This is a genomic window from Ensifer sp. 1H6, from assembly GCF_001976035.1.
Classification (GTDB): domain Bacteria; phylum Pseudomonadota; class Alphaproteobacteria; order Rhizobiales; family Rhizobiaceae; genus Ensifer; species Ensifer canadensis.
The window spans coordinates 77,493-89,505 of the sequence record NZ_MOAI01000020.1; the positions used below are offsets into that span (position 1 = coordinate 77,493).

Consider the following 12,013-nt stretch of genomic DNA (forward strand, 5'->3'; position numbering starts at 1 on the left):
CCATGTCGAAAGTCATCTTCTCCAATATTTCCAAGCGTTTCCCCGGTGCTTCCGGTACGGCCGCGGGCCTTGCGGTCGACCGTCTCAACCTCGTCATCGAAGAAGGTACGCTGGTGACGTTGCTCGGCCCCTCGGGCTGCGGCAAGACGACGACTCTTCGCATGCTTGCCGGTTTCGAGGCGCCCTCGGAGGGCACCATCACCATCGGCGGACGCGACGTTACCAATGTCCCCGTCAACGCGCGCAATGTCGGCATGGTGTTCCAGAGCTACGCCCTCTTCCCGCACATGACGGTACGCGAAAACGTCGAATACGGCGTGCGTCTTCTCAACCTGCCGCGGCATGAGATGAAGGATCGGGTCTCCTCCGTTCTTGCGACGATGGCGCTCGAAACCTACGCCGACCGCTCGCCGTCACGTCTCTCGGGCGGCCAGCAGCAGCGCGTGGCGCTTGCGCGTGCCGTCGTGACCCAGCCGAAAGTGCTGCTGTTCGACGAACCGCTCTCCAACCTCGACGCGCAGCTTCGCGAACGCATGCGCGACGAATTGCGCGCCATCCAGCTTCGCCTCGGCATCACCAGCCTCTACGTCACCCACGACCAGAGCGAGGCCATGGCGATTTCGGACCGGGTCGTGGTGATGCGCAACGGCGTCATCGAACAGGACGACACGCCGCTCAACGTCTACTCGCGTCCCGGCACCGGCTTCGTCGCCGAATTCATGGGAAAAGCAAACATCCTGATAGGCAGCGTCGAAACGACGGATGAATCCACGGTGTCGATCCGCATTGCCTCCACGGTCGCCTTCACGCTGCCGCGCGGCAACCGTGCCTTCAAGCCGGGCGAACAGGTGCGCTGCGTCGTGCGACCGGAACATATCCGTGTCGACGCCAACGGCGCGACGCAGGCAAAGGTGCGCCGCGTGGTGTTCCAGGGCGCATATGTCGAATACCTGACCGATCTGGAGGGCGGCCAGGAATGCGTCTTCCTCGACAGCAATTATTACCGCACGGGCGTGGCCGAAGTCGGCCAGATGCTGGGCCTGTCGGTCGACACTCGGCCGGTCTGGATCCTGCCGAACAATGAAGCCGCCGAATTGGGAAAAGCCGCATGACCATCAATCAACCCATCCTCCGCGATCTCCACGAGACGATCGTAAGCGTTGCCAGGGAGGCCGCGCTTGCAGCAGGTGCCGTGGCGCGCAAGGGCTTCATCGAAGCAAGCCCCGAGAACCTGCAGACCGAGCAGAAGGCAGGCTTCTTCGACATCGTGACGGCTTGCGACAAGGCGGCGGAGGCGGCGGCCTGCGACATCATCTGGTCGCGTCTGCCGCAATCGCGCATCCTCGGCGAGGAAAGCGGCTGGCAAGGTGAAGGCGAGACGACCTGGATCATCGACCCGATCGACGGCACCAGCAATTTCGCTTCCGGCCTGCCGTTCTTCTGTGTCTCGATCGCCGCCTACCATGCCGGTGAGCCGGTCTGCGGTATCGTCTACGATCCGATGCGGGAAGAGCTGTTCATGGCGAATGCCGGGCGTCTGACGCTGAACGGCGACATCGTCTCGCCCTTCTCGCGCGCAAGTAGCGACCGTCACGTCGAACTGCTGAGCAACGCCCCCTATGAGGGCGAGCGGCCCGATCTGGCGGCACTCGAGGCCTATGCCGATCTCGTCACCTCGTTTCGCGCCGTTCGGCGGCTGGGTTCCTGCGCGCTCCACCTCGCCTATGTAGCGGTCGGGCGGGTCGCCATCGCCTATGAGTCCAAGTTCAGCGCCTGGGACATTGCAGCCGGCCTTCAGCTGGTTGCCGCAGCCTCCGGCCAGATTATCGCTCAAGACGCAAACGGGCAGCGCATCGAGCCGAGCGAACAAGCGCTTGGAGCGGTGAAAAGGCTCGTTGTCGCGCAGGCCGGTTTTGACTATCAATCGTCCTGCCTGTCGAAGCTGATGGCAGATGGCAAGTTGTAGTCCAATTGCGAAAGACGCTTTATGACACGTGCACTCAAGCTGCCAATACGATGGGTCCCATGCTGGATCTGATCAGGCAATCCCTGTCCCAGTTCACGCCCGCCGAGCGCAGGATCGCGGAAGCGATCCTCGACACGCCGAGCACGGCGATCACCTGGTCGATAACGGATGCGGCGCGCGTCGCCAAGGTCAGCGAGCCGTCGATCATCCGCTTCTGCCGCAGGCTCGATTGCGATGGCTTTCCGGATTTCCGTCTGAAGCTCGCCCAGCAGCTTGCCGTTCGCCAGTCCACGGCAGCCGTGGCCGAAAGCGGGACCGATCCTTTCTCCGGTATGGTGGACGACATATTCAACCGCGCAGCAGAAGCCTTGCGCGAGGCGCGGCATGACCTCGACCTCGATTCCCTGCGTCGCGCCGTGGACCTTCTGGCGAAGGCGCGCCGGATCGACGTCTATGGCTATGGTGGATCCGGCTTTCTGGCAGGCGAAGCGCAGCATCGCATGGCCTCTCTCGGGATCGCGAGCGTCGCCTATTCCGATCCGACCTTGCAGATGGTCTCGGCTGCGCGCCTCTCCCCCTCAGATGTGCTGTTCGTCCTCTCCTTCTCAGGCCGCACGAGCTACCTGATTTCCAACATCGAGATCGCCAAGAAGTCGGGCGCCCGCGTCGTCGCCATCTCTCCCGGCGGCTCCATCGTCGCCTCGCTTGCTGACGAAAACATCAATCTCAATGCCTACCGCACATCTGCGGGGCCCCTCATCGTGCCCACCGGCCGCGCGCCGATGTATGTGATGCTGGATGTGCTCTTTGCGCTGCTGGCACCTGAACTCGACAAGGCCGATTGAACCGCGCCGGGTGAGGCGCTCCGGTCGCGTCGTGATGCCCGGCACGACGGCGACCGGAATGCCGTCATACTTGTTACTCCCATCGTTTCGGCTTCGGTGCGAAACTACCTCCTGAGCAACAGCGCACAATCTTGGGCGAAGTCGCCCGTGCCAACGAGGAGGTTTCAAGCGCCATGACGACATCAGCGGAAAAAGGCGGACACCCCGCCATGCAGACACCACCGGTCGTATCTCCACAAGCCTGGGAAGAAGCCCGCCAGCAACTGCTGGTGAAGGAGAAAGCCCAGACCCGCGCCCGCGACGCACTGGCCGCCGAGCGTCGGCGAATGCCATGGATGGCCGTTGAAAAGGCCTATGCCTTCGACGGCCCTGCGGGCAGAGCCAGCCTGACCGACCTGTTTGCCGGCCGGCGCCAGTTGATCGTCTATCGCGCCTTCTTCGAACCGGGCGTGTTCGGCTGGCCCGATCATGGCTGCAGAGGTTGCTCCATGGTCGCCGACCAGGTTGCCCACGTCGCCCACCTCAACGCCCGCGACACCACGCTCGTCTTCGTTTCGCGCGCGCCGCAGGCGGACATCGCGCGGCTCAAGGCGCGCATGGGCTGGGAGATACCGTGGTTCACCATCACCGACGATTTCGATGCCGACTTCGGCGTGGCCGAATGGCACGGTACCAACGTGTTCTATCGCGACGGCGAGCGCGTGTTCCGCACCTACTTCATCAACAACCGCGGCGACGAACAGATGGGGAGCACCTGGAACTACCTCGACATCACACCGTTGGGCCGGCAGGAGGTCTGGGAGGATTCACCGCAAGGCTATCCGCAGACGCCAACCTACAAGTGGTGGAACTGGAACGACAGTTACGTCGCAGATGCCGCGCCCGACAAGAAATGGGTCGAAGTGTCGGACGCGGGCGAAGCGGCGTTCCGCGACCGACAGGCGGGCAACAAGCCTTGAGCTTTAGCATCGTAGACAAGGCGAAACTGGCGGCAAGGGTCGTGGGGCGTCGCCTTCGTTTCGCTAATTGCTGGGAACGATTGTCGGGCTCGGGGGCGGAGCGACGTCGGCGCCCGGCCTGATGGCGAGAATGCTCAGCGCGATTGCGACGAGCACGCAGATAAGGATGAGGAAGGCGATACCGGTTTTGTCCATCGCCTTACATCAAGCCTTCAATGTGGGGAAATCGAGACGAGAGAAATGTTCCTCTCCCAATTGGTTAGGCAGCGACCGTAGGACATGTTCCGCACCCGAACCGTTCTGCACCTGTTCGGGGGATGTTTAGAATTTGCTATTTCCCGGCGCGGAACGGCCGGCCTCATCGGCATGCCCTGCAGCGGAGCGCTCTCTTCAGGCCTGGACAAGCATTGCGGCATCGATACTCGCCCGCCCCCTCCACGAGAAACGGGCGAAGGGAAGCGGACAAGGTAGGGTGCTACAGCACTTCCAGGAAAAAGTGCGAAGCGGCTCTTAGACAGGAACGTCTAAGAACAAGGAGGTAGAGCGTTTCTGCCACTCAGTCTAAACTGGAGACATTCTGCAGCGCCGCGCGTCTTTTTAAACGTGCAAAGGTCGCTGTAGGACTTTGAATTGCTCCATGTTTTTATCCTTAAAGCGAATACGATTTAACGAAACATGCGGTAGTAGCCGGCTAGTCGGCGTCCATGGTTTCATCGCCGGTGCCGGTAGGATCGATATCGGGGTCGACCCCTTGTGATTGCGCGTAGGTCGTGTTGCTGGAGCCACTGGTCGCGCATCCTGAGATCGCCAGAAGCGCCGTGACTGCAATCGCCGTAAGAAATCTGGTGGGCATGGTTTTCTCCACTTGGGGGCTGCCGTTGCAGCCTGGGGTATCCGGCAGCGACCTAAGCCTGTTTTGTCCTGATCCGGAGATTCTCCTACGCTGACGGGAAACGCAAGTGGTATTCGCGCAGGATCACAGCTGTCGCGAGCGCCAGGTCGACTGACCGGAACCCTTTGCACTCTTTGCCGAATCGCCCGCACACCGCTACAGCATACTTCCTGCGTGCAAAGGGCGCGCGAAGGATGCTGTAGGGCTTTACCCTTGCCGCGCAAGACCAGTCGGGACACCACGTTGAAGACCATCGCCATTGATTTCGAAACCGCCAACGAGCAGCGCGGCAGCGCCTGTTCGGTCGGTCTGGCCTGGGTCGAGGATGGCCGGGTCGTGCGGATCGAGGAGCGGCTCATCCGTCCGAAGACCATGCGCTTCTCCTCCTTCAACATCGCAATCCACGGCATCCGCCCGGAGCATGTGGAGGACGCAGGCGAGTTTCCCGAAGTCATGGACGAATTCGCCGACGACTTTCGCGGCGCCACCATGATCGCCCACAATGCGGCCTTCGACTTCAGCGTCTGGCGCTCCTGTCTCGATCTCTACCGGCAGGATTATCCGGAACTGTCCTATCTCTGCTCGGTGAAGATGGCGCAAAAGGTCTGGCCGCATCTCGGATCGCACAAGTTAAACATCCTGGCCGGTCATCTCGGCTTGACCTTCGCACATCACAACGCTGCCGAGGACGCGGCGATCTGTGCCGAGGCAGCGATTGCGATTGCCGGGTCTCTGGGCATTTCGCAGGTCCGCGACATTCCGACCATGATCGGCATGCGGGCCGGACGGCTGTTTGCCAACGGCTACGACCCTTGCACCTGCCGGAAAAAATAAGCCCGCTGGGCAGGCATGCCCGGAGTGGTTCAGCCCGATACACCAGATCGCCCGCGAGATATGGCTTCACCCCATGATGGCTTCACCCCATGGGTGCGGCCTCGACCGAGATCCGGTAGCGCGTGACGAACGGCTGATCGGGATAGAAGGGCAGTGACGTGGGCGCGGCTGGCGATGCCAAGGGGTTGTCGGCTGACGAGACCGCCGGGCCGAAATCGAAGGCCGAGCAAACCGGCTCAACGCCAAGGGCGAGATGTTTCCCATCCCATGGATAGGCCTTCCGGCCGCGATTGCTGTACCAGAGCAACAGGCTTGGGAAATGCTCTTTCTGCCATTCAAGGCGGGCACGAAACCCCTCGTCATGGTAGTGCAAGGCGATCGCGCCATCGATGCCGACCAGCTGCAGCAGTTCCTCGGCATTCTGGTCAAGCGGAACGGACGCCGCATCGATGGTGGCGCCATCGCGGGCGTCGACGCTCTCAAGCTTCGACCATCGTCCGCCCGGCGCAAACAGCGTCGCCACCGGCTCCACGTCGCCGGGAAAACTGCGAACCTCGCCATAGGCTCCGGGCTCGAGCCTGACCGATCCGGGCCGGGGTGACAGGCGGAAGGTGGGGTGCAGGCCGATCGGCAGCCTGCAGGGTCGCCGCACCTCGATCTCGAGCGTGATGTCGACGGCGGCGGCCCGCGGGTCCGGCACGATGCGCCGGCGCAATTGGCGCACGGGATGGCCGTCCGGATAGCTGCACGTCAGGACGATCTGCCGCTCGTCGCAGTCGCCCCAACTCCAATGTGCGTTCGAGCCGTGGCCGTGCGGCACATCCGCTCCAGCGAAGGTCTCGCCAGCGTCCGACCAGCCTTTCGGCAGCGGGCGCGAGCCGTCGCTGCCGAAGGGCACGCAGGGCCATTCGCCGCGCAATTCCTGCAGGATCGGCGGCAGCGTCGTTCTGTCGGGATCCGAACCCCAGGGTGCGACATGCAGCGGGCTTACCTGTCGTCCATCAGGCAAAAGGAAAGTGACCGGCCCCAGCATGCCGCCCAGGGATTGCACCGCCAGGCATCCATGCGCCCAGGCCAGGCCGCGCCTTGTCGTCTCAGTCATCTCGATGCCGCCCCGCCAAATCGGTTCTCCGCCAGTCCGGGGGTGTCGACCGTCAGGGCATAAAGGCTGCCGGCGAGCCGTTCCCCGGGCTTTGAGAGGATACTGGCCGTCGTGACATAGAGCGTCTTCAGGTCGGCACCGCCGAAGGTGCAGGTCGTGATATTGGTGACCGGCATTTCGATGATCTCCGCCACGGAACCCTCAGGCGATATGCGCGCGATGCAGCCGCCGCCGAAACGGCAGTTCCAGAGATAGCCATCGCTATCGATCGCCGAGCCGTCAGGTGAACCGCGGGAGAAGTCAGCAAGGAATGTCCGTTCGTTCGAGATCGAACAGTCCGCTATTGCGTAATCGAAGGCGTAGATCTCGTTGGCGAGCGTATCACCGAAATAGAAGGTGCTGCCATCGGGGCTCCAGCAGAGCGTGTTGGAGATGCCGAGCCCATGCCGCCACTCGCTCACCGTTCCATCCGGCGCGATGCGGTAGAGGATGCCCTCGCCTTCTGCCGTCTCGCCAAGCTCGCCGTCGGGCAGAACATTGTTCTTCATCGACCCGACCCAGAAGTTTCCCGCCGGGTCGGGGCGACCGTCATTCAGGCGCACGCGTGGATAACCGGGCAAGCGGAAGCCGTGATCCTCGCGCCGGTCGGTTTCCGGCCACCACCACACGAGTTTTGAGGCGAGCGCCAGAAGCAGCCGCCCCGGCTCGTCGCTCAAGGAGACCGCCACCACCGGCTCGTCGAATATCCAGAAGCGAACCGAACCGCTCGCCTCATCATACCGATGGACGAGAAAGCGGTTGACGTCGCTCCAGTAGAGCGCCTGCTCGGATGCTGACCAGACGGCGCCCTCGCCGCATTTGTCGCCGACCGGGGCAACACAGGTAACCGACCTCACCATCCGCGCCTCCTACTCAGCCGCGAGATCGTGGGCAAGGGACCGGGACGGTCCGAGGGCATGGGCGTTCTGCACCAGCGCGCGCATGTACCCAAGCGCAAAGGCCTTGCCCGCATGCCAAGAGGCAGCACAGGTCATTGCCGGCGTATGGTCGGGGATCATCACGCCCTGATAGTTTTCATCGCGCAGGATGCGCACGATTTCGGCCATGTCGATATCGCCTTCGTCGACGAAGGTTTCGACGTAGCGCGGCATCTTGCCCTTCACATTGCGGAAGTGGATGTAGCCGATGCGCCCTGATCGCGCGAAACGGCGGACATGTTCGTAGATATCGCCGCCGGGCATTTCCTGAAGCGAGCCCAGGCACAACTCCAGCCCGTTCGACGGGGAATCGACGATCGACATCAACCGATCGTACTTTTCCGGCCGGTTGACGAGCCGGGCCGTGCCACGCAGCGCCTCGGCCGGCGGATCGTCGGGATGAGCACCGAGCATGACACCGGCTTCCTCGGCGACCGGAACCACATCCTTCAGAAAACGCGAGAGGCGATCCCAGATCTCGGCGTTGCTGACCGATACCGGTTTGGCGCCGGGCACGGCGCGGCGATACCGCATGTTCCAGACCATCCCGTCGGGGATGGGCGCGTCCGGATCGGGCACGGCGCCCGGCGCATCTTCGACGCCGAAGCCAACCGATTCAGCACCGCCGCGCGCATAGGGGCCACGGGTCCAGCCATAGACGCCGGCGAGCGAGAAATTGTAGCCGATGCAGGGAACGCCTGCGCGCCCGGCATCGCGGATCAGTTGCTTCAGCGCGTCGATCTGCGCATCGCGCTCCGGTCCGTCGAGCAGGATGTCGTGCCAGAAGCGCGGCGAAAAATTCTCGATGGCGGCAAGTTCGAGCCCGCCTGCCCGCACGTCCCGAACCAGAGCCGACAGCTCCTCATAGGTCCAAATGCGGTCGGTGGAGCAATCGCCCCATCCACCATTGTCGCCGCTGTCGATCTTCGGATCCTTGCCGGCGAAATAGTTGGTCAGATGCGCAACAATGTGGGTTGCGCCGGACTGGAGCGCGAAGCGGTAGTTGTCGGGCGTGAGCTGTTCACGATAGAGGCCAAGGCCGATTTTCATCTTGTTCTTTCCCTGTGCGATTATTTCACGCCGATGCCGGCGGTGAGCCCGCCGTCGATGCGGAAGTCCGATCCGGTGATAAAACCGGCACGATCGGATGCGAGATAGGCGACGAGGTCCGCGACTTCCTCCGGCTCGCCGATGCGGCCAATCGGATGGGCGGCGCCGAAGCGGGCGAAGGCTTCCTCCTCGCTGACGCCCTCGCCGCCATAGGTGCGCGCGGCCAGCGACAGGAGCGGAGTGCGGACGGAACCGGGGCTGACTGAATTCACCCGCACCTTGAGGTCGGCATGATCGAGCGCCATCGCGCGGGTCAGCGCATGGATGGCGCCCTTGGTGGCGACATAGGCGGCGACATTCTGCTGACAGCTATGGCCCTGGACCGAGGAAATGTTGACGATCGCCCCACCGCCGCGCTTGGTCATCTCGGGGATGGCGAAGCGCCCCGTCAGGTAGATCGAACCGACATTGACGGACAAGCACCGGTTCCAAGTCTCGAAGCTGGTGTCGAGCACGGTGCCGAAGGGATGAACGGCGGCGGCGTTGACGACGATATCAAGACCACCATGGCGCGACACAACCGCCGCGACGGCAGCCGCCACATCTGCCTCGACCGACACATCGACCAATCGTGAGGCCATTGCCAGGCCACGCTCCTGTGCGATCCGGTCGAACGTCTGGTTGGCCGCGGCATCGTTGCCGCAAGCCAAGACCTTGGCGCCGGCCGTGGCAAGCCTTATGGCCGATGCCAGCCCGATACCGGAGGTTCCGGTAACCAGCGCCACTTTTCCTGCAAATTCAGTCATGATCGGCTCCGAACTCCCTAACGCACACGTTCCAGGACTTGATTGAGAAGCACGGCGCCAAGGATGATCCCGCCACGCACGACGTACTGCCAGTACTCGCTGACGTTCATCAGGGTCATGCCGTTGGAGATGCAGCCGAGAAACAGCACCCCGATCAGGGTTCCCCAAATGCGGCCCTTGCCGCCGAACAGCGAGGTGCCGCCGATGATGACGGCCGCAATTACGTCAAGCTCCATGCCGGTGGCGGTCGTGCCGGTACCGGCTCCGATCTGCGAGGCGATCAGCGTGCCCGAAATCGCCGTCAGTGCGCCGGTGAGGCCGAGCGTCAGCGCCTTGACCTTCCAGATGTCGATACCCGAGAGCCGAGCCGCCTCCATGTTGCCACCGACGGCATAAACCTCGCGGCCGAAGCTGGTGTATTTCATCAGGAAGTGCATGGCCGCGAAGGTGAGCACGAAAATATAGACCGGGAAGGGAATGCCGAAGAGGTAGCCGCCACCGAGGAAATCGAAGCCGGTCGGAAACGTCGACAGCGGAAATCCACCGGTGATGAGGTTCGCAACACCGCGAAGGGCGGCAAACAAAGCGAGCGTGGTAATGAAAGTCGGGACGTTGAACCACTGCCGGAAGCGGCCGGTGAGGTAACCAAGCGAAAAGCCGACGGTAAGCGCGACGGCAAAGCCGAGGATAACGGCGTTCCAGCCGCCGATTGCGTCCGTGTAGGCGTCGGCGAACCAGGCAACGATGCATCCCGCCAGTGCGACCCCGGCGCCAACAGAAAGATCGATCTCGCCCGAAATGATCACGGCCGTCATGCCGAAGGCGATGATCCCCAGCATCGCCACGGTTCGCAGCACGTTGAGGATATTGGCGGTCGAGGCAAAGCCCGGCGCCATCAGGATGAGGAACAGGACCAGACCCGCGAGGATAATCTCCATCGGATAGGTCTTGAGGAGACGCAGCGAGACGTTCTGTCCGCCGCCTTCAGCTGTTTGTTGGCTGACAAGTGTCATTGGGAGGCCCCTTCCATGCATAGGCCGTAGAGTTGGGTAAGATCGGTCCTAGTGGGATCCACCTCCGCCACCACATTACCGTGGTGCATCACGAGAATGCGGTCTGCCACTTCGAGGACCTCCTCGAGTTCGGTCGAAACGAAGATGCTTGCCAGGCCGTCCGAGGCTTTTTGCCAGATGATGTCGAAGATCTGTCGCTTGGCCTGGACGTCGACGCCGCGGCTCGGCTCATCGAAGAACATCACCGAGGGAGCCCTGTTCAGCCACTTGCCGATCACCACCTTCTGCTGGTTGCCGCCCGACAGGGAAGACACCGGCAATTCCGGATCGCCGCACTTGATATGCAAATCGGCGATCTGCCGATCGACATGTGGCTGTTCGCGGCGACGGGAGATCAGTCCGTTTCGCGCAATGGGGCCGAGACTTGCCATGCAGAGATTGTCGGCCGTCGGCAGCGATTGCACGAGACCGACCTCCTTGCGGTTCTCCGGCGTATAGCCAAGACCGGCGGCGCGCATCTGGCGCGGCGTGGCGCCCGTCATCGATTGCCCGGCAAGGTGCACCGTGCCGGCATCGATGCGGTCGGCGCCAAAGATTGCGCGCATCAGCTCGGTCCGGCCCGAGCCCAGCAGGCCGGCGATCCCGAGTATCTCGCCGCGATAAAGGTCGAAGGAGACGTCGTTGAAGTGTCCTGCACGGGTCAGGCCGCGCACTTCGAGCAGCGGCTTGAGCCTGTCGATCACCTGGCGCGGCGGCCGTTTCGTGCGGGCGGCGTCGCCAAACATCATGCCGACGATCTCGGCGGGCGAGGTCACGGACATCTCGACGGCACCGATATAGTGGCCGTCGCGAATGACGGTGCAGGTGTCGGCGATCTCGAAAAGCTCGCTCATGCGGTGCGTGATGTAGATCATCGTCACGCCGCGTGCCCGCAATCGCTCGATCAGCGCGAAAAGCTGCTTGACCTCTTTCGAGGCGAGCGCCGATGTGGGTTCGTCGAGCAGCAGGATCGATGGGTTGAAGGACATCGCCTTGACGATCTCGACGACCTGCTGTTGCCCGACGCTGAGGCCCGAGACCGGCTGGCGGGAATCGATCGAGAGCCCCATGTCGGACAGAAGCTCGGTCGCGCGCTTGTGCAAACCCTTCCAATCGACGACACGCAAGCCCGCGCGCCTGGTGTGCGGCAGGCGACCGAGAAAAATGTTCTCGCCGACGGACAGTTCGGGAACGAGCGACAGTTCCTGATGCACCGTGACGATGCCAGCATCAAACGCGTCGTGCGGCGAAGTAAAGCTCTGGTCTCTTCCGTTGACGCTGATCGTGCCCGACGTGGGTTCGGTCACGCCGGCAAGAAGCTTGATCAGCGTCGATTTACCCGAGCCATTCTTTCCCATCAGGGCATGAACCCGCCCTGGGGTAAAATCATGGGTAAACTCCGACAGGGCAACCGTCGGGCCGTAACGCTTTGTGACGGATCGGAACTCGAGCCGCCCTTGGGCGGTATCTGTCCGGGGCTGAGAGTAGGTCATCGGTGGTTCCCGGTTGGCGCAGAAAATGGTGGCAGGG

General features: G+C 62.8%; 13 protein-coding genes. 5 read left to right on the forward strand and 8 right to left on the reverse strand.

The features are described from left to right. The first annotated feature begins 2 nt into the window (after positions 1-2). The 4 genes from BKP54_RS22320 (at position 3) to BKP54_RS22335 (ending at position 3,770) form a co-directional block, all read left to right on the forward strand. Entirely contained in the window at positions 3-1,112 is a 1,110-nt protein-coding gene (locus BKP54_RS22320) for an ABC transporter ATP-binding protein (protein WP_084814977.1), read from the forward strand. Then, the gene (locus BKP54_RS22325) at positions 1,109-1,966 is read left to right on the forward strand and encodes an inositol monophosphatase (RefSeq protein WP_057207640.1); all 858 of its coding nucleotides are present in this window, start codon (positions 1,109-1,111) and stop codon (positions 1,964-1,966) included. Before BKP54_RS22320 ends, BKP54_RS22325 begins: the two co-directional genes overlap by 4 nt. A gap of 59 nt (positions 1,967-2,025) precedes the next feature. Next, on the forward strand, positions 2,026-2,811 hold the full coding sequence (locus BKP54_RS22330; protein ID WP_057207641.1) for a MurR/RpiR family transcriptional regulator: 786 nt from the start codon (positions 2,026-2,028) through the stop codon (positions 2,809-2,811). A gap of 173 nt (positions 2,812-2,984) precedes the next feature. Continuing rightward, complete coding sequence (locus BKP54_RS22335) at positions 2,985-3,770, forward strand: DUF899 domain-containing protein (protein ID WP_057213202.1); 786 nt, start codon at positions 2,985-2,987, stop codon at positions 3,768-3,770. 63 nt (positions 3,771-3,833) lie between these two features. On the opposite strand, the gene BKP54_RS37155 is transcribed toward BKP54_RS22335, so the two are convergent. Both BKP54_RS37155 and BKP54_RS36125 read right to left on the reverse strand, forming a co-directional pair. Further along, positions 3,834-3,965: a hypothetical protein gene (locus tag BKP54_RS37155; protein WP_272953725.1), complete on the reverse strand. Its 132-nt coding sequence runs from the start codon at positions 3,963-3,965 to the stop codon at positions 3,834-3,836. A gap of 496 nt (positions 3,966-4,461) precedes the next feature. Beyond that, the gene (locus BKP54_RS36125) at positions 4,462-4,623 is read right to left on the reverse strand and encodes a hypothetical protein (protein WP_198956862.1); all 162 of its coding nucleotides are present in this window, start codon (positions 4,621-4,623) and stop codon (positions 4,462-4,464) included. A gap of 282 nt (positions 4,624-4,905) precedes the next feature. Here BKP54_RS36125 and BKP54_RS22340 point away from each other — a divergent pair, with 282 nt between their 5' ends. Further along, a complete protein-coding gene (locus BKP54_RS22340) occupies positions 4,906-5,496 on the forward strand; it encodes a 3'-5' exonuclease (RefSeq protein ID WP_057207667.1) in 591 nt (196 codons plus the stop codon). 82 nt (positions 5,497-5,578) lie between these two features. On the opposite strand, the gene BKP54_RS22345 is transcribed toward BKP54_RS22340, so the two are convergent. From BKP54_RS22345 to BKP54_RS22370, 6 genes are read right to left on the reverse strand one after another with little or no spacing between them, the layout of a single operon-like run. After that, entirely contained in the window at positions 5,579-6,598 is a 1,020-nt protein-coding gene (locus tag BKP54_RS22345; RefSeq protein WP_057224353.1) for a hypothetical protein, read from the reverse strand. After that, positions 6,595-7,497: an SMP-30/gluconolactonase/LRE family protein gene (locus BKP54_RS22350; protein ID WP_084814978.1), complete on the reverse strand. Its 903-nt coding sequence runs from the start codon at positions 7,495-7,497 to the stop codon at positions 6,595-6,597. Before BKP54_RS22350 ends, BKP54_RS22345 begins: the two co-directional genes overlap by 4 nt. Positions 7,498-7,506: 9 nt before the next feature. Continuing rightward, positions 7,507-8,625: a mannonate dehydratase gene (locus BKP54_RS22355; protein ID WP_084814979.1), complete on the reverse strand. Its 1,119-nt coding sequence runs from the start codon at positions 8,623-8,625 to the stop codon at positions 7,507-7,509. Positions 8,626-8,645: 20 nt separating this feature from the next. Further along, positions 8,646-9,431 carry an SDR family oxidoreductase gene (locus BKP54_RS22360; protein ID WP_025429550.1) on the reverse strand — a complete coding sequence of 262 codons (786 nt, stop codon included), beginning with the start codon at positions 9,429-9,431 and terminating at the stop codon, positions 8,646-8,648. A gap of 17 nt (positions 9,432-9,448) precedes the next feature. Further along, positions 9,449-10,444 carry an ABC transporter permease gene (locus BKP54_RS22365; RefSeq protein ID WP_057213094.1) on the reverse strand — a complete coding sequence of 332 codons (996 nt, stop codon included), beginning with the start codon at positions 10,442-10,444 and terminating at the stop codon, positions 9,449-9,451. Beyond that, the gene (locus tag BKP54_RS22370; RefSeq protein WP_084814980.1) at positions 10,441-11,976 is read right to left on the reverse strand and encodes a sugar ABC transporter ATP-binding protein; all 1,536 of its coding nucleotides are present in this window, start codon (positions 11,974-11,976) and stop codon (positions 10,441-10,443) included. The genes BKP54_RS22365 and BKP54_RS22370 overlap by 4 nt, the downstream gene beginning before the upstream one ends. Between the last annotated feature and the right edge of the window lie 37 nt (positions 11,977-12,013).